This window comes from Pseudomonas sp. P8_241 (genome assembly GCF_034008315.1).
Taxonomy (GTDB): Bacteria; Pseudomonadota; Gammaproteobacteria; order Pseudomonadales; family Pseudomonadaceae; genus Aquipseudomonas.
This window is the reverse complement of record NZ_CP125377.1, coordinates 5,188,498-5,206,254: the sequence shown is the minus strand read 5'-3', so window position 1 is coordinate 5,206,254 and position 17,757 is coordinate 5,188,498. Positions and strand designations below refer to the sequence as shown.

17 protein-coding genes are annotated in these 17,757 nt (G+C 59.6%); 7 read left to right on the top strand and 10 right to left on the bottom strand.

Going from position 1 to position 17,757, the window contains the following annotated elements:
- Positions 1-8: 8 nt before the first annotated feature.
- From QMK58_RS23260 to pdxH, 4 genes are all read left to right on the top strand, one after another.
- Positions 9-2,492, top strand: a complete 2,484-nt coding sequence (locus tag QMK58_RS23260) for a beta-agarase (RefSeq protein WP_053155541.1) — start codon at positions 9-11, stop codon at positions 2,490-2,492.
- Positions 2,493-2,652: 160 nt separating this feature from the next.
- Entirely contained in the window at positions 2,653-3,798 is a 1,146-nt protein-coding gene (locus QMK58_RS23255) for a serine hydrolase domain-containing protein (protein ID WP_053155543.1), read from the top strand.
- Between the two features lie 111 nt (positions 3,799-3,909).
- Entirely contained in the window at positions 3,910-5,010 is a 1,101-nt protein-coding gene (locus QMK58_RS23250) for an OmpA family protein (protein ID WP_053155545.1), read from the top strand.
- A gap of 24 nt (positions 5,011-5,034) precedes the next feature.
- The gene (gene pdxH, locus QMK58_RS23245; protein WP_053155546.1) at positions 5,035-5,682 is read left to right on the top strand and encodes a pyridoxamine 5'-phosphate oxidase; all 648 of its coding nucleotides are present in this window, start codon (positions 5,035-5,037) and stop codon (positions 5,680-5,682) included.
- A gap of 5 nt (positions 5,683-5,687) precedes the next feature.
- Here pdxH and QMK58_RS23240 read toward each other — a convergent pair whose 3' ends face one another.
- On the bottom strand, positions 5,688-5,924 hold the full coding sequence (locus QMK58_RS23240) for a hypothetical protein (protein ID WP_053155548.1): 237 nt from the start codon (positions 5,922-5,924) through the stop codon (positions 5,688-5,690).
- A gap of 167 nt (positions 5,925-6,091) precedes the next feature.
- Here QMK58_RS23240 and QMK58_RS23235 point away from each other — a divergent pair, with 167 nt between their 5' ends.
- Positions 6,092-6,556 (top strand): glycine zipper 2TM domain-containing protein, encoded by a 465-nt coding sequence (locus QMK58_RS23235; protein WP_053155550.1) that lies wholly within the window; start codon positions 6,092-6,094, stop codon positions 6,554-6,556.
- A gap of 56 nt (positions 6,557-6,612) precedes the next feature.
- Here the strand turns inward: QMK58_RS23235 and QMK58_RS23230 are convergent, their stop codons facing one another.
- Together QMK58_RS23230 and nhaA are read right to left on the bottom strand one after the other, a co-directional pair.
- Positions 6,613-6,822: a hypothetical protein gene (locus tag QMK58_RS23230; protein ID WP_053155552.1), complete on the bottom strand. Its 210-nt coding sequence runs from the start codon at positions 6,820-6,822 to the stop codon at positions 6,613-6,615.
- A gap of 192 nt (positions 6,823-7,014) precedes the next feature.
- A complete protein-coding gene (nhaA, locus tag QMK58_RS23225; RefSeq protein ID WP_053155554.1) occupies positions 7,015-8,217 on the bottom strand; it encodes a Na+/H+ antiporter NhaA in 1,203 nt (400 codons plus the stop codon).
- Positions 8,218-8,467: 250 nt separating this feature from the next.
- Here nhaA and QMK58_RS23220 point away from each other — a divergent pair, with 250 nt between their 5' ends.
- A complete protein-coding gene (locus tag QMK58_RS23220; protein WP_053155555.1) occupies positions 8,468-9,562 on the top strand; it encodes a PLP-dependent cysteine synthase family protein in 1,095 nt (364 codons plus the stop codon).
- A 109-nt stretch (positions 9,563-9,671) separates the two neighbouring features.
- Here QMK58_RS23220 and QMK58_RS23215 read toward each other — a convergent pair whose 3' ends face one another.
- The 3 genes from QMK58_RS23215 to QMK58_RS23205 form a co-directional block, all read right to left on the bottom strand.
- Positions 9,672-11,285: an NAD(P)/FAD-dependent oxidoreductase gene (locus QMK58_RS23215; RefSeq protein ID WP_320395501.1), complete on the bottom strand. Its 1,614-nt coding sequence runs from the start codon at positions 11,283-11,285 to the stop codon at positions 9,672-9,674.
- A gap of 107 nt (positions 11,286-11,392) precedes the next feature.
- Complete coding sequence (locus QMK58_RS23210) at positions 11,393-12,061, bottom strand: COG3650 family protein (RefSeq protein ID WP_053155559.1); 669 nt, start codon at positions 12,059-12,061, stop codon at positions 11,393-11,395.
- Between the two features lie 160 nt (positions 12,062-12,221).
- Complete coding sequence (locus tag QMK58_RS23205) at positions 12,222-12,821, bottom strand: short chain dehydrogenase (protein ID WP_320395500.1); 600 nt, start codon at positions 12,819-12,821, stop codon at positions 12,222-12,224.
- 104 nt (positions 12,822-12,925) lie between these two features.
- Here QMK58_RS23205 and QMK58_RS23200 point away from each other — a divergent pair, with 104 nt between their 5' ends.
- Complete coding sequence (locus tag QMK58_RS23200) at positions 12,926-13,834, top strand: LysR family transcriptional regulator (protein ID WP_053155563.1); 909 nt, start codon at positions 12,926-12,928, stop codon at positions 13,832-13,834.
- 87 nt (positions 13,835-13,921) lie between these two features.
- On the opposite strand, the gene QMK58_RS23195 is transcribed toward QMK58_RS23200, so the two are convergent.
- From QMK58_RS23195 to livH, 4 genes are read right to left on the bottom strand one after another with little or no spacing between them, the layout of a single operon-like run.
- A complete protein-coding gene (locus QMK58_RS23195; protein WP_034146751.1) occupies positions 13,922-14,623 on the bottom strand; it encodes an ABC transporter ATP-binding protein in 702 nt (233 codons plus the stop codon).
- Positions 14,624-15,391: a high-affinity branched-chain amino acid ABC transporter ATP-binding protein LivG gene (gene livG, locus QMK58_RS23190; RefSeq protein ID WP_053155565.1), complete on the bottom strand. Its 768-nt coding sequence runs from the start codon at positions 15,389-15,391 to the stop codon at positions 14,624-14,626.
- Complete coding sequence (locus tag QMK58_RS23185; RefSeq protein WP_053155567.1) at positions 15,388-16,644, bottom strand: high-affinity branched-chain amino acid ABC transporter permease LivM; 1,257 nt, start codon at positions 16,642-16,644, stop codon at positions 15,388-15,390. The genes livG and QMK58_RS23185 overlap by 4 nt, the downstream gene beginning before the upstream one ends.
- The gene (livH, locus tag QMK58_RS23180) at positions 16,641-17,564 is read right to left on the bottom strand and encodes a high-affinity branched-chain amino acid ABC transporter permease LivH (protein ID WP_053155569.1); all 924 of its coding nucleotides are present in this window, start codon (positions 17,562-17,564) and stop codon (positions 16,641-16,643) included. Before livH ends, QMK58_RS23185 begins: the two co-directional genes overlap by 4 nt.
- Positions 17,565-17,757 lie beyond the last annotated feature (193 nt).

Below are 17,757 nucleotides of genomic sequence, written 5' to 3'. Positions count from 1 at the left end.
TCGTTCTCATGATTCGCCGTTCGTTGCCTGCCGTTTTCGCCCTGTTGTTCGCAACACCCTTGCTGGCCGCTCCCGCTGGACAGCAGACGCTGTTCAACTTTGTACGCCCCGCCGACGTGGTTCAGGTGGCGACTCAGGACGCCAGCTTGCCGCAATCCAACGCCGAGCAAACCCCCGAGGGCGAAGTGCTGCGCCGGGTAACGTTCAATCCGGTGGCCCGGCCAACCTTGCGCCTGAGTCCGCAAACCGGTGCATGGGACTGGTCACAATCGGGGTTCATGAGCCTGCGGATCCAGAGTGCGATGGACTGGGCGCTGACTCTGTACGTCACGATCCAGAGCAACGATGGCAAGACGCTGGTCAGCCGCGTCGACCTGCCGGCCGGCCCTGCGCAAACCCTGTTGGTGCCGTTACAAGCGACTTCACCCTTGAGCCTGGGCATGAAAGCCGGGCCACCGATGCCGATGACAGTTGATGGCCAGCGAGTGTTGCTGGCCAGCAGCGCAGGTGAACTGGACCGTGGCCAAGTGGTGTCGGTGAGCGTGTCGATGGATCAGCCGAACGTCGCGCAAAGCATTCTGCTGGAGCGCTTTGGTGTGCAGGACGGTGAAGCGGTGACCCAAACCGTATATGGCGGATTGGTCGATGCCTACGGTCAATCGACACGGGCCAAGTGGCCAGAGAAAATCAGCAGTGACGATCAGCTCAAAGGCGCCGCGGTCAAGGAGCAGCAACAACTGAAAACCTGGCTGGCCGAGCGGGAGAAGTCGTCACTGGACAAATTCGGCGGCTTGAACAAAGGCCCATCGTTCAAGGCCAGCGGTTTTTTCCGCACCGAGAAGCGCGATGGTCGCTGGTACCTGGTGACGCCGCAGGGTCATCCATTCTATTCGCTGGGCGTCAACACGGTCACTGCGGACGTCAACCAGACTTACGTGGCCGGTCGCGAGTGGATGTTCGAATCCCTGCCCAAGCCGGACGATGTTTTGGTCGGTCATTACGGCGAAGGCGACAACCGTGGCGGCAACGGTGCCGATCAGGGTCGTGGCTACAACGCCGGTCGCTGGTACGATTTTTACGGGGCCAATTTGCAGCGTCTGTACGGTGATCCGTGCGCGCTAGGCAGTGACACCAAGGCCGGCGTTGCCGCTGCCGCCAAGGCCGATGCGGTTGAGGCCGCGGCAGAGAAAGCCGTTGAACGAACGGTTGTGCCGCCGAGTCCTGAGTCCGGTGTCGCAGAAGCTGCCCGGGTTGAAGCGAAAGCGCCAGCCCCCGAGGCTGTGGAGCCTTGCAAGGCGGTTTTTGACGAGCAACGCTGGGCCAACCATACCCTCGATCGTCTGCAAGCCTGGGGCTTCAACACAATCGGCAACTGGAGTGCACCAGTGCTGGGTAACGCCGACCGTGTACCGTACACCTTGCCGTTAGCGATCGTCGGCGATTACGCCAGTATCAGCACGGGCAGTGATTGGTGGGGCGGCATGCCCGATCCCTTCGACCCGCGCTTCGCCATGGCCACCGAGCGTGCAGTGGCCATCGCCACCCGCGATCATCGTGATGATCCATGGCTGATCGGCTACTACGCCGACAATGAACTGGCCTGGGCCGGGCCTGGCGATGATCCGAAAGATCGTTATGCCTTGGCCTACGGCACCTTGAAAATGACCACCGACGTGCCGGCCAAACGCGCGTTTCTCAAGCAGTTGCGTGACAAGTACCGCAATCAGGCAGGTCTGTCGAAAGCCTGGGGCATTGATCTGCCCGCGTGGGAGTTGATGGAAGACCCGGGTTTCGTGCCACCATTGCCTGACGCCGCACACCCGGAAATCGAAGCTGACTTCAGATATTTCCAGAAAATCTTCGCCGACACTTACTTCAAGACGATCTCCGACTCGCTCGAGTGGCACGCACCGAATCAGTTATTGCTCGGTGGCCGTTTCGCCATCAGTACGCCGGAAGCGGTGGAGTCCTGCGCCCAGTACTGCGACGTGTTGAGTTTCAACATGTACACGCTGCAACCTCAGGATGGTTACGACTTTGCCAAACTGCGCAACCTCGACAAGCCGGTGCTGATTACCGAGTTCAATTTCGGCTCGGCTGATCGTGGACCGTTCTGGGGGGGTGTCACACCATTGGCCAAAGAAGACGACCGGGGGCCGGCCTACGCGAATTTCCTCAAACAGGCGATGAGCGAGCCGTCGATTGTCGGTGTGCATTGGTTCCAGTACCTCGACCAACCGGTAACCGGCCGCCTGCTCGATGGTGAAAACGGCCACTTCGGTCTGGTCGGGATTACCGATCTGCCGTTCCAGGGCTTCGTCGACAGCGTGCGCAAGAGCAATCTGGCGGCGGTCGATCAAATGGGTAAAGAAGCCGAAAAAGCTGCAGCCGAGGCTGACAAAGCGAGCCACGATGCCGAAGGGGGCCGCAAGGCCGACGCCGGGAAAGGGCCGGGCAAGGGCGCGGGCGGTCATTCTGGCAAAGGCCATTAAACCCGTTTTGCAGCCTGTGGCACCTGTAGAAGCTGTCGCAGGCTGCGATCTTTCGATCTTGATCATCAATTGACCGCCCGGCCCAACCCTGTTCCCAAAACCCTCAAGGGCTGGAACAATGCCCGCCACTTTGTAGAGCGTTAATCCGGGGGAGTTGCGGGTGCAGATTCAGGGTCATTACGAGCTTAAGTTCGAGCCAGTGCGTGAGGCGTTCGCGGCACTGTTCGACGATCCTCAGGAACGTGGCGCGGCGTTGTGCATTCAGGTCGGTGGCGAAACCGTTCTCGATCTTTGGTCCGGCACGGCGGACAAGGACGGTGCCGAAGCCTGGCACAGCGATACCATCGCCAACCTGTTCTCCTGCACCAAAACCTTCACCGCCGTTACCGCGCTGCAATTGGTGGCCGAAGGCAAGCTGCAACTGGATGCTCCGGTAGCTCGGTACTGGCCGGAATTCGCCGCTGCCGGTAAAGAATCCGTCACCCTGCGCCACCTGCTTTGCCATCAGGCCGGACTGCCCGCGCTGCGCGAGTTGCTGGCTCCTGAGGCCCTTTACGACTGGCAAACCATGGTTGACGCGCTGGCCGCCGAAGCACCGTGGTGGACGCCGGGAGAAGGTCACGGTTATGCGGCGATCACTTACGGCTGGCTGATCGGCGAGTTGCTGCGACGCGCTGACGGTCGTGGGCCGGGCGAGTCCATCGTGGCCAGGGTTGCCAAGCCATTGGGGCTGGATTTTCACGTCGGTCTGGCTGACGAAGAATTCCATCGCGTGGCGCACATCGCTCGCGGCAAGGGCAACGTCGGCGACACCGCAGCCCAGCGCCTGTTGCAAGTGACCATGCGTGAGCCAACCGCCATGACCACCCGAGCCTTCACCAATCCGCCGTCGATCATGACCAGCACCAACAAACCGGAATGGCGGCGCATGCAGCAACCGGCCGCCAATGGCCACGGCAATGCCCGAAGCCTGGCCGGCTTCTACGCCGGGTTGCTCGACGGCCGCTTGCTGGAAAGCGAGATGCTCGACGAGCTGACCCGCGAACATAGCCTGGGCGAAGACAAGACTTTATTGACCCGGACCCGATTCGGCCTGGGTTGCATGCTCGATCAACCGGACGTGCCTAACGCAACATTCGGCCTCGGCCCGCGGGCGTTTGGTCATCCAGGTGCCGGTGGCTCCATCGGTTTTGCCGACCCGGAGCATGACGTAGCCTTCGGTTTTGTGACAAATACTCTGGGGCCCTACGTCTTGATGGACCCGCGTGCGCAGAAGCTGGTGCGGGTACTGGCCACCTGTCTGTAAAACGGGCTCAAGGGTCCCAGGGCCGGAACCCGAACGCCTTTTCAGTTTCAAAGCGTCTGTTTATACGGCCGATGTGGCCTGATTTTTTGACTTCATTTTTGTGGATATCCAATGTCATCCAATAAAACCCTCGCCTTGGCCCTGTGCTTCGCTGTTACCGGTTGCGCACAGACCCCACAAAATGATTCCGATGGCGGTAGCTGGTGGTCGTTCGGCTCCTCCGACAAAGTCGCGGCGAAAGAGTCGGCACCCGCTCCAGCTCCGCTGAAACCGGCAGCCATTGCACCGGTCGCCAAGACCGATAGCAGCAGCCCTTGGTACTGGCCGTTCGGTTCCGATGACAGCGCAGACAAGTCCGCCAAACCGCAAGTGAAACCTGAAGTTAAGCCTGCTGCCGTTGCAGCCGCCAAAACCGAAGCCGATACCGGCGGCAAGTGGTGGTGGCCGTTCGGTGGTAGCGATCAGAGCACTGCCAAAGCCGTGCCGATGCCTGATCCAAAAATTACCCAAGCCTGGCTGGACGACTACGAACCACGTCTGCGCGAAGCGATCAAGGACAGCAACCTGCAACTCGAACGTCGCGAAAACGTGCTGGTAGTCATAGCGCCGGTCGAAGGCTCGTTCAACCCGGACCGCCCGGCCATGCTGCTGCCGGTCACGCTCGGCCCGTTCACCCGGGTCGCCAAAATGCTCGAAGTCGATCCAAAGACTGCCGTTCTGGTCCTCGGCCACAGCGACACGTCCGGTGCTGCTCCGGCCAACGTCAAGTTGAGCCAGGAACGTGCTCAGGCTGTCGCCGCGATTTTCCGTCTCAGTGGCCTGCAACGTGATCGTCTGATGTTGCGTGGCATGGGTGGTGATGCGCCGCGCGCTGCCAACGACAGCGTCGAAGGACGTGCGCTGAACCGCCGCGTGGAGCTGCTGGTTACGCCGCAAAACACCATGGTTGCGTTGCTGAGCAAATACAACATGCCGGCGCCGAAACCGCTCACGATGGTCGCCGCGCAGGACGTCAAGCCCGTCGCCAAACCTGTGACTGCGGCACCTGCCAGCTCGAAAGCGACCGTGCCAGCGGCGAAAAAAGCCCCCGCGAAAAAAGCACCGGCCAAGAAAGCCCCTGCCAAAACCGCGACCCCGGCGAAAAAGACCACGCCAGCCAAAGCCTCCACTGCTGACAAGAAGGTCGCCGCCACCGATACTGCAAAGAAGTGATTCGTTAACCAAAAGGAATGCGCCATGACCCAGGGCCTGGCTGATATGCGTCGTGACTACACCCGTGATGGCCTGACCGAGGCACAAGCCCCGGGCGAACCGTTTGCGCTGTTCCATCAGTGGTTCGCCGACGCGGTGAAAACGGAGCAGGCACCGGTGGAAGCCAACGCCATGACCCTGGCCACGGTCGATCCGGACGGTCGACCGCACTGTCGCATTCTGCTGCTCAAGGGCCTGGACGAGCAGGGTTTCACCTTCTTCACCAACTACGACAGCGCCAAGGGCCAGCACCTGGCCGCCAATCCATTCGCGGCCATGACGTTTTTCTGGCCAGCCCTGGAGCGTCAGGTGCGCATCGAAGGACGGGTGGTGAAGGTCACGCCACAGGAGTCTGACGCTTACTATCAGGTTCGCCCGCTGGGCAGCCGCCTGGGCGCCTGGGCTTCCCCGCAAAGTCGTGTCATCGCCGATCGTGGCGAGTTGGAAACACTGCTCAAGGACACCGAGCAACGCTTCAGCGATAGCCAGCCTCATTGCCCGGAGCATTGGGGTGGATATCGCCTGTTACCCGAGCGTATCGAGTTCTGGCAGGGTCGTCCGAGCCGCCTGCACGATCGCCTCAATTACCGTCAACAAGCCGCCCGCTGGATTCTTGAACGTCTGGCACCCTAGGCAGTCTACCGATCGGGATAGCCTGCCGCCGCGGCCTCAAGCCACTTCGGCAGGTCTCTGCGCTTTATCTTTTGCGCCTGAGCGTTTGCGAGCTGTTCGAGCATGAAGGCTTTTTTCTGTTCGTCGTTGCCCGCCAGCGCCAATGCCAGGTCGCGGTCCATCCAGCGTTTGATCCGCACGTACAACCACCCATGGAAGTACAACCCGGCGACGGTCGTGGCGACAATGATAAAGTAGTCCATATGAATCCTTGGGCCAGTGGCACAGTTTTTTGGTTTGCCGCTACTGTGTGGTGAGTTCGTGCAGGCGTCTTAACGAAGCCTGAATCAAACCAGTTTTATCCGTGCCGTGCCGTGACAGGCGTCAAGCTGCGGGGTTTAATGAATACCTGTCCTTTGGAGTTGATGCTATGCGTAAGTCTGTTCTGCTGGTTGCTTCTTTTTCCACGATGGCGATGTTGCTCACCGGTTGCCAATCGAGCCTGACCGGTGACTCCTACTCCCGTGACGAAGCGCGTCGTGTGCAGACGATTCGCATGGGGACCATCGAAGCCCTGCGTCCGGTGAAAATCGAAGGTACCAAGACCCCCATCGGCGGCGCTGCGGGCGCAGTGGTCGGCGGCGTTGGAGGTAGCTCTATCGGCGGCGGCAAGGGCAGCATCGTCGCCGCCGTCATCGGCGCCGTCGCCGGTGGCCTGATTGGCTCGGCTGCCGAAGAAGGCCTGACCCGTACCCAGGGTGTGGAAATCACCGTGCGCGAGGACGACGGCAGCATGCGCGCCTACGTGCAACAGGTTCAGGAAAACGAAGTGTTCCGTGTTGGCGAACGTGTACGGATCTCCACCGTTGACGGTACGAGCCGCGTTTCGCACTAAGCGTAAACAATCCATAAGAAAAACCCCGATCAGGCGACTGATCGGGGTTTTTCTTTTTAAGGCAGGTTTTCAGCATCAAGCTGCAAATCGCTATTCTTCAGGGCTGTTTCGATTATCTGCTCCGGTGTCAGTTCTCGAGAGTTGTCCCGGTCACCAAAATATTCAACCGGCCAGAATGGAAAATCGAAAGTACGAGCATTCGGAATATTGAGAGCCAGCGTTTCCATGCAGAGCCAGGTGGCGTGTTCCGGGCCATGGGCAACCATCACTTTCTCCATCGCTGTTTTGCTATTGAAGGCCCTGTGTAAAGCAAGGCGTGCAACGCAAAGTTAGCGAGGAAAGTTGGAGGTTGATGCCAGCAGCGTCCGAAATGGCCGCAGTACGAATCCGACAACGCTGTATGGCCTGTCTGACGAAAATGAAGGAGTTATCTGCTCCCTCATTTCTCGTTATTCCGATCAAGCCTTTGGAGGCGCAGCCGCGTGCAGCAAAGGCTTGCGACTCGCCATCGCAGTCACCGCATATCCAATCAGCGCGGCCAGTATCGAACCGGTCAGAATCCCCATGCGATCCATCCCGGCGTAGTCGCTGACCCCAGGTTCGAATGCCAGCGAACCGACGAACAGACTCATGGTGAAGCCGATGCCACAGAGGATCGCCACACCCAATACCTGACCCCAATTGGCGCCTTGAGGCAGGGCGGCGATGCCGATTTTTACCGCGAGCCAGGTCAGTCCGAACACACCTACGGTCTTGCCCAGCAGCAGTCCGACCGCAATGCCCATCGGCACGTCGTGGGTAAAGCTTTCGACAGTTACCCCACTCAGGGAGAGGCCGGCGTTGGCAAACGCAAACAGCGGCAAAATGCCGTAGGCCACCCATGGGTGTAGTGCATGTTCAAGCGTGAGTAGGGGGGACGTCTCGGCGTTTTTCGTGCGCAAAGGAATACAGAATGCCAAAGTGACGCCGGCCAGCGTGGCATGGACGCCGCTCTTGAGCACGCAAACCCAGAGGATCAAGCCAACGATCATATACGGGCCAAGCTTCACCACGCCGAGCCGGTTCATCCCGATCAGCGTTGCGATGCACGTTGCAGCCAGAGCCAGAGACAGTGTCGAAAGCGCGCCGGAGTAAAAGATTGCAATGATGATGATTGCACCGAGGTCGTCGATGATTGCCAGGGTCATCAGGAACAGCTTCAGCGATACCGGTACGCGTTTACCCAGCAGTGCCAGCACGCCGAGGGCAAAGGCGATATCGGTGGCCGTCGGGATTGCCCAGCCGCTAAGGGCGGATGGGTTGTCCCGGTTGAGGAACCAGTAAATCAGCGCCGGCACCACCATGCCGCCAATGGCGGCGGCACCGGGCAACACGATCTGCGACGGTCTGGACAGTTGGCCGTCAAGGACTTCGCGTTTGACTTCCAGGCCGATCAGCAGGAAGAACAAGGCCATCAGGCCATCGTTGATCCAGAGCAGCGCGGGTTTGGCGATTTTCAGGGCGCCGATCTGGGCCACGACGGGGGTGTCCAACAGCCCGGTGTAGAGCCACGACAGCGGCGAGTTGTTGATGACTAGAGCCAGAACGGCAGCCGCGATCAATAACAGACCGCTGGCAGCTTCCAACTGAAAGAAACGCGTGAAAGTGCTACGCAGAGGCAAGGTCGCTCTCCATCCGTGAATTCAAAAGGTGTTACACCCTAACAAGTACTGTTAGTTGTTAAAACAAAAGTTATATTCTTTTTTGTTATATGCCGTTACAGACCAAACCAATAGCTCGGGCTTGAGCCTAGCAGTTGCCAGACGTATTGAACCTCAGCTGTATCTGTGCCGGATGCCGGATTTTTCCTAAGCTTGTTGATTGAGCCCTGTACCAGGGGCGACTTTTGCCTGATTCAGCGAGAACCTCATCATGAGCGTCAACCGACAGTGGTCCCGCGAGGCGATCCGGATTATCGAAGCCGATTTCCAACGCAGCGCCGACACCCACCTGATCCCTTTGCCGCTGCCGGGTTTTCCGGGCATCGAGTTGTACTTCAAGGATGAGTCCAGCCACCCCACGGGCAGCCTCAAGCATCGCCTCGCACGTTCGTTGTTCCTGTATGCACTATGTAACGGCTGGCTCAAACCCGGCGCGCCGGTCATCGAGGCTTCAAGTGGCTCGACCGCCATTTCCGAGGCTTACTTTGCGCGCATGCTGGGCTTGCCGTTCATTGCAGTGATGCCTGCCACCACCTCGAAAGAGAAAATCGCGCAGATTGCGTTCTACGGTGGCCAAAGCCATTTGGTAGACGACCCGACCCAGATCTACGCCGAGTCCGAGCGTCTGGCGCGCGAGCACGACGGGCATTTCATTGACCAGTTCACCTATGCCGAGCGTGCCACCGACTGGCGGGCTAACAACAACATCGCCGAGTCGATTTTCCATCAGATGCGATTCGAGCAGCATCCCGAGCCGAGCTGGCTGATATCCAGCCCTGGCACCGGCGGTACCACTGCGACCTTGGGCCGCTACGTGCGTTATCGCCAGCACGACACCCGCGTCTTGTGTGCCGATGCCGAACGCTCGGTGTTCTTCGATTACTATCAGACCGGCGATGCCAGTCTGCGTCTTGATCATGGTTCACGGATCGAAGGCATTGGACGGCCACGGGTGGAAGCCTCGTTTCTGCCCAAGGTGATCGATGCGATGGTCAAGGTGCCGGATGCGCTGTCCCTGGCAGCCATGCATTACCTGGCGGAGCGCTTGGGGCGTCATGTCGGCGGGTCGAGCGGGACCAACCTGATCGGCGCATTGATGGCGGCTCAGCACATGAAAGCGCAAGGGGAGACGGGGTCGATGGTGGCGATTCTGTGTGACAGCGGCGAGCGCTATGCCACGACGTATTACAATCAGGCCTGGCTCAAGGCTCAGGGGTATGAATTGAGTGGGATGATCGCCGCAGTGGCTGCGACGGTGGAACAGGGTGAGCCGTTGCCGACGTCGGTACTGCGCGCCAACATCTGACAAGCATGACCTGTAGGAGCTGGCTTGCCAGCGAAGACGGACTCACCTTCAACATCAATGCTGGCAGGTCCGACGCCTTCGCTGGCAAGCCAGCTCCTACAGGTTTTTATCAAGCCTGCAGGCCGAGAATGTCCCGGGCGACGGCTTCAGCAATACGAATCCCGTCCACACCTGCCGACAGAATCCCGCCCGCATAACCCGCGCCTTCACCGGCCGGGAACAAGCCTTTCACGTTCAGGCTCTGCATCGACTCGTTGCGGGTAATACGCAGTGGCGACGACGTTCGCGTTTCGATGCCGGTCAGTATGGCGTCATGCAGCGAATATCCACGAATCTGTTTCTCGAACGCCGGCAAGGCTTCGCGGATCGCTTCGATGGCGAAGTCCGGCAAGGCCAGGGCCAGGTCGCCCAGTGCGACGCCCGGTTTGTAGGACGGCTCGACGCTGCCCAGTTCAGTGGACGGCTTGCCCGCGATAAAGTCGCCGACCAATTGCGCCGGTGCTTCGTAGTTGCTGCCACCGAGCACAAAGGCGTGGGATTCCAGGCGTTCCTGCAACTCGATGCCTGCCAGCGGTCCACCCGGATAGTCGACTTCAGGGGTGATGCCGACGACAATCCCGGAGTTGGCGTTACGTTCGTTACGCGAGTACTGACTCATGCCGTTCGTGACCACTCGGTTCGGCTCGGAGGTCGCCGCCACCACGGTGCCGCCTGGGCACATGCAGAAGCTGTAGACCGAACGGCCGTTCTTGGCGTGGTGCACCAGTTTGTAGTCGGCGGCGCCGAGTTTCGGGTGCCCGGCGTACTTGCCCAGGCGAGCGCGGTCGATCAGCGACTGTGGATGCTCGATGCGGAAACCGACCGAGAACGGCTTGGCCTCCATGTACACGCCGCGACCGTGAAGCATGCGGAACGTGTCGCGGGCGCTGTGGCCGAGGGCCAGGATCACGTGTTTCGAAAGAATCCGCTCACCACCGTTGAGCTCGACACCGACCAACTGGCCATCATCGATCAGGACATCCGTGACACGCTGCTGGAAGCGCACTTCGCCGCCGAGCGCACGAATCTGCTCGCGCATGTTTTCCACAACACCAGTCAGACGGAATGTACCGATATGTGGCTTGCTGACGTAGAGGATCTCTTCCGGCGCACCGGCCTTGACGAATTCGTGCAGCACTTTGCGGCCGAGGAATTTAGGGTCCTTGATCTGGCTGTAGAGCTTGCCGTCGGAGAACGTGCCTGCGCCGCCTTCGCCGAACTGCACGTTGGATTCGGGGTTGAGCACGCTTTTGCGCCACAGACCCCAGGTGTCCTTGGTGCGCTGGCGTACTTCGGTGCCGCGCTCGAGGATGATCGGCTTGAAGCCCATTTGCGCGAGCAACAACCCGGCGAAAATCCCGCACGGGCCGAAGCCGACAACGATCGGGCGAGCACTCAGGGCGGCCGGCGCCTGGCCGACTTCTTTGTAGCTGACATCCGGCGCCACGCTGACGTTACGGTCATCGGCAAACTTGTGCAGTACCGACGCTTCATCGCGAACTTCAAGGTCGATGGTGTAAATGAAGCACAGTTCGGAGGACTTTTTGCGCGCATCGTAGCTGCGCTTGAACAAGGTGAAATCGAGTAGGTCATCGCTGGCAAGCCCCAAACGCTGCACGATGGCAGGGCGCAGGTCTTCTTCGGGATGGTCGATCGGCAACTTGAGTTCGGTGATTCGTAACATGGCGGGATCCGGTTCGCGGGGCGCACAACTGCGCCAGGGCGTTTGAAGCCGGCGATTATAAGCCCCAATGGCACCGTCCAGTGAGGCAAAAACCGCCTCTCGTCGAATCAGTCGTCCCGTGCACCACCGAAGGATGCGCAACCGCGCTGCACTTTACCGTCGACGCGAAGTTCAGCGCTCATGTGCTGGATGCTGCCGGTGCTGCTGTCGACGCAGCGTTGCGGTGCGACCCACAGCTCGATGTGTTGATTATTGGCATCGGTGCTGAGGTTGAATCGACCATCGCCCAGTTGCTCTTCAACGTAGGGCACGGCCAATGGCGGCAGGCCGGCACGCTCGAGGATCAGGCCTTTGCCACTGACTTTCATCGTCCATTGCGGGTTGTGGCCCGCTGCACGCAAAATCGACAGTTTGAAGTTTGGATCGTCACATGCCGTGCCCGAGCGCTCGATGCGGTACAGCGTTTCCAGGTCAAGTTGGCCGTCGGCACCGTTACCGGAGACAACCTTGCCACGCACATCGGCAAACAGCTTGCCCTTGCCATCGGCCAAGGTGGCAGCCTGTTGCAGGACGCTGGTGCCACCCGTGTCGTTGACCACATAACGATTTGGCTGGTTGCACGGTTGGAACAGCAGTTTGCCATCCGCCGCCGTCAACTGCCCTTGCAAACGGGTCTGACCGACATGAGACGCGCTTTCACGCGGGCTGTCGAACAATTGGCACGCGGCGAACAGCGGAAGCAGGGCAACGACGATGAAGGAACGGGCAACACGCATCTTTGGCTCTCCAGACAAGTGCCGCCACGTTACTCAGCCTGACCGTTCATCACAACCCCATCAGTTGTTGTCGATCAACCGGTAGGAGCCGGCTTGCTGGCGATAGCGATCTGGAGGGCGCCATCGTCAGCAAGCCGGCTCCTACGGTTTTCTGGGTGAATTAACCTACTTGAAAAGTCTGACCCGTCTGCAAGCCTTCCACGCTTTTGGCGTAGGCCAACGCCACATCCGCCGCAGGGACCGGTTTGAACCCGCGGAAGTACGGCGCGTATTTGCCCATGGCTTCAACCAGGACGTTCGGACTGATCGAGTTGACCCGCAGGCCGCGCGGCAACTCGATGGCGGCGGCGCGTACGAAACTGTCCAGTGCACCGTTGACCAGTGCTGCCGATGCGCCGCTGTAGATCGGATCGTGGCTCAGTACGCCGGTGGTGAAGGTGAACGATGCGCCGTCATGGGCGTATTCGCGGCCGATCAGCAACAAGTTGACCTGGCCCATGAGTTTGTCTTTCAGGCCGAGAGCAAAACTGTCTTCGGTCATCTCATTGAGCGGGGCAAAGGTCACGTTGCCGGCGGCGCAGATCAGGGCATCGAATTTGCCGGTCTGCTCGAACAGTTTTCGAATCGATGAGCTGTCGCTGATATCCACCTGAAAATCGCCGCTGTTTCGGCCAATGCGGATAATTTCGTGACGCTGGGACAGTTCCTTGTCGACAGCCGAACCAATGGTTCCGCGTGCGCCGATCAATAGAATTTTCATGGGGGCCGATCCTCGTGGGTGGGAAGAGGCTTCAGTTTAGAGTGGTTTTGTAAGCAGATAAGCGCACTAATAGGCAACCTTTGGTTTTCAAATGGAAACAATCCATGAGCGAAATGGATGACCTCGCGGCGTTCGCGGTGTTGATCGAGGCGGGGAGTTTTACCTTGGCGGCGCAGCAGTTGGGATGCAGCAAGGGCCAATTGTCCAAACGCATCAGTCAATTGGAGGCGCAGTTTTCCGTTGTCCTGTTACAGCGCACCACACGGCGCTTGAGCCTGACGGCGGCGGGCGCGGCGTTGCTGCCGCAAGCCCAGGCGTTGGTCGTGCAGGCCGAGCGAGCACGTCAGGCGTTGGCGCGCTTGAAAGATGACATGGCCGGTCCGATACGTATGACCGTTCCGGTTTCGCTGGGGGAAACCTTTTTCGATGGCCTGTTGCTGGAATTTTCCGCCCAGTATCCCGAGGTGCAGATCGAGCTGGATCTCAACAACAGCTACCGTGACTTGTCCCGCGACGGTTTCGACCTGGCGATCCGCTCGGATGTGGCGATAGACCAGCGACTGGTGGCTCGCCCGGTGTTGGCGTGGCACGAAATGACCTGTGCCAGCCCGGCCTATCTGGATCTGCACGGTGAACCGCAAACGCCGCAGGCGCTCGGTGAGCATCGTTGTTTGCTAAACAGCCACTACAGTGGGCGTGAAGAATGGTTGTATCACCAGCAACATGAATTGCTGCGGGTGCGGGTGTCGGGACCGTTCGCCAGCAACCATTACAATCTGCTGAAAAAAGCCGCGCTGGCTGGTGCAGGGATTGCGCGCCTGCCGTCTTATTGTTTGTCAGCGGAATTGGCTGACGGGCGTTTGCGCTGGCTCCTGCGCGATTACCAGACGCGGAGCATGCCGATGTATCTGGTGCATGCGTATCAGGGGGGGTTGCCCAAGCGCACGCAGGTGCTGGCGGATTACTTGATTGGGTGGTTCAAGCGCAGTGGCGAAGCGCTGGACAGGCTATAGGCTCCTACAGAGGTTATTCATTGTTTTCGGTATTGTGTGTGGGTAAACAAAAACGGCCCGAAGGCCGTTTTTGTTTACCGCAAAGGCTTAACCGCCGAGGTACGCTTCGCGCACTTTAGGGTCGGTCAGCAGTGCTTCACCGGTGCCTTGCATCACCACGCGGCCGTTCTCCAGAACGTAGGCGCGATCAGCAATTTTCAGTGCCTGGTTGGCGTTCTGCTCGACCAGAAACACCGTCACACCGTCCTTGCGCAGCTGTTCGATGATGTCGAAGATCTGCTGGATGATGATCGGTGCCAGACCCAGCGACGGCTCGTCGAGCAGCAGCAGCTTGGGCTTGCTCATCAGCGCGCGGCCGATGGCGAGCATTTGCTGTTCGCCACCGGACATGGTGCCGCCACGCTGGCTGAAACGCTCTTTCAGGCGTGGGAAAAGTCCGAGAACCTTGTCCATCTGTTCCTGATAATCGCCTTTCGCGGTGAAGAAACCGCCCATGGACAGGTTCTCTTCCACGGTCAGACGGGAAAACACCCGACGACCTTCCGGCACCACGGCAATGCTCTTGCGCATGATCTGCGAAGAGTCCTGGCCGACCAGCTCTTCACCCATGTAGCGGATGCTGCCGCTGTGGGCTCGCGGCGAACCGCACAGAGTCATCAGCAGCGTGGACTTGCCCGCACCGTTGGCGCCGATCAGGGTCACAATCTCGCCCTGGCGGACTTCGACGTTGACGCTGTGCAAGGCCTGGATCTTGCCATAGAAGGTGGAAACGTTTTCAAACTGCAGCATTTACGCTTCCCCCAGGTAGGCTTTGATCACTTCAGGATTATCGCGGATCTGTTCCGGCGTACCGTCGGCCAGGGGCGTGCCCTGGTTGATCACGACGATGTGATCGGAAATGCTCATGACCAGCTTCATGTCGTGTTCGATCAGCAGCACGGTCACGTTGTGCTCTTCACGCAGCATGCTGATCAGCGCCTTGAGGTCCTCGGTTTCCTTCGGGTTGAGGCCGGCCGCCGGTTCGTCGAGCATGAGGATCCGCGGGCGGGTCATCATGCAGCGAGCGATTTCCAGACGACGTTGCTGACCGTAGGCCAGGGTGCCGGCCGGACGGTTGGCGAACTCCTTGAGGTTGACCTTTTCCAGCCAGAACTCGGCAAAGTCCATGGCCTCGCGTTCGCTTTTGCGGAACGCCGGGGTCTTGAACAGGCCGGACAGGAAGTTGGTGTTCAGGTGACGGTGCTGAGCGATCAAGAGGTTCTCGACCGCGGTCATGTCCTTGAACAACCGCACGTTCTGGAAGGTGCGCACCACGCCTTTGAGGGCGATCTTGTGGCCCGGCAGGCCTTCGATCGGCTCGCCGTCGAGCAGGATGCTGCCGCCGCTCGGCTTGTAGAAGCCGGTCAGGCAGTTGAACACGGTGGTCTTGCCGGCGCCGTTGGGGCCGATCAGGGCAACCACTTGTTTCTCTTTCACGCTCAAGGCTACGCCGTTGACCGCCAGCAAGCCGCCGAAGCGCATGCTCAGGTTTTCTACTTTAAGGATCTCGCGGCTCATTTGCGCAGCTCCATGTGAGGACGTTGCATGGGCAGCAGACCCTGAGGGCGCCAGATCATCATCAGTACCATCAAGGCACCGAACATCAACATGCGGTACTCACTGAACTCACGCATCATTTCCGGCAGCAGGATCATCACCACGGCAGCCAGGATCACGCCCAGTTGCGAGCCCATGCCACCCAGTACCACGATGGCGAGAATGATCGCCGACTCGATGAAGGTGAAGGACTCCGGTGTCACCAGACCCTGACGGGCGGCGAAGAAGCTACCGGCGAAACCGGCGAAGCTCGCGCCCAGGGTAAAGGCCGACAGTTTGATGAGGGTCGGGTTCAGGCCCAGCGCACGGCAGGCGATCTCGTCTTCACGCAAGGCTTCCCAGGCGCGGCCCAACGGCATGCGCAGCAAGCGGTTGATGACGAACAGCGCAGCCAGTGCCAGGAACAGCGCAACGAGGTAAAGGAAGATCACCTTGTTGATCGAGTTGTATTGCAGGCCGAAGTATTCGTGGAAAGTCTGCATGCCTTCCGCGGCTTTACGTTCGAAGGTCAGGCCGAAGAACGTCGGCTTCTCGATGTTGCTGATGCCGTTCGGGCCACCGGTGATATCGGTCAGGTTGCGCAGGAACAGACGGATGATTTCACCGAAGCCCAAAGTCACGATCGCCAGATAGTCACCGCGCAGACGCAACACCGGGAAACCCAGCAGGAAGCCGAAGGTAGCGGCCATCAAACCGGCAATCGGCAGGCAGATCCAGAAACTCAGACCGAAGTAGTGCGACAGCAGCGCATAGCTGTAGGCGCCGACGGCATAGAAGCCGACGTAACCAAGGTCAAGCAGACCGGCAAGACCGACCACGATGTTGAGGCCGAGGCCGAGCATTACGTAGATCAGCACCAGCGTGGCGATATCCACCGCGCCGCGGGAGCCGAAGAACGGCCAGACCAGGGCACCGGCGATCAACGCGATGATGATCCAGCGCTGGGTGGTCGGCAGGGTCAGGAAGTTGCTGGCCTTGGCCGGAATCAGCGGCATGCCTGGCGACGAACGCCAGGCCGAGCTGATCCGCTGGTCGAACAGCACACGCAGGAACATCAACACTGAGCACACCGCAATGGTGATCAGGGTGGCGTTGCTGGTGCCATGAACTTCAAGGTTGATGCCGACGATGGTCAGTTTCAGACCGAGTACCGGGTAGGCCACGGCCCACACCAGCAAGGCACTGAACAGTGCCTGTTTAAGATTCCTAGTCATACCTTCTCAACCTCCGGACGGCCCAACAGGCCGGTTGGCCGGAACAACAACACCAGAACCAGAAGGCCGAAGGCCACGACGTCCTTGTACTGGTCGCCGAAGATATCGGCACCAAAGGCTTCCGCCACGCCCAGTACCAGCCCGCCGAGCATGGCGCCCGGAATGCTGCCGATACCGCCCAGTACCGCTGCGGTGAAGGCCTTGAGGCCGACCAGGAAACCGGCGTTCGGGTTGATCACGCCGTATTGCATGCTCAACAACACGGCCGCGACGGCCGCCAGTGCGGCACCGATGACGAAGGTCAGAGCGATGATGTTGTTGGTGTTGATACCCAGCAGGTTGGCCATCTTGATGTCTTCGGCACAGGCGCGGCAGGCGCGGCCCAGGCGGGAGCGGGAGATGAACAGCGTCAGGCCGAGCATGGCGACCAGGGTCACCACGAACACCACGATTTGCATGTAGGAAATCAGCACTTCATGTGCGCCACCTGGCCCAAAGGCAAAATTGCCCGGAATCAGGTTGGGGATGGATTTGTCCTTGGAGTCTTGCGCCAGCAGAACGGTGTTCTGCAGGAAGATCGACATGCCGATGGCAGAGATCAGCGGGATCAGACGGTTGCTGCCGCGCAAGGGGCGGTAGGCGATCCGTTCGATGCTGTAACCGTAGGCACTGGTCACGACAATGGTTGCGATGAAAGCGGCGGTCATCAACAGCGGAACACTGTCGAGTCCCATCATGGCCAGCCCGGCGATGGCGATGAACGCCACGTAGGAACCGATCATGTACACCTCGCCGTGGGCGAAGTTGATCATTCCAATGATGCCGTAAACCATCGTATAGCCGATGGCGATCAGGGCATACGTGCTGCCAATGGTCAGACCATTAACCAGCTGTTGGAAGAAGTGATAGATGTCAGGCATTACAGCGCTCCTAAAAACCTGATACGCATTTCACTGGTGGAGTCATTTTCCCGCCCGAGCCCCGTGGATCTGCATCCACTTCGAATTCGGGGTTTGCCAGCGAACCGCTGATGACGGTTTTGAGATTTTCAGGTGGGGAGACTGGCGGATCACGCCAGCGCGGCCCAGATACGTTCGTAAAACAAAGCCCACG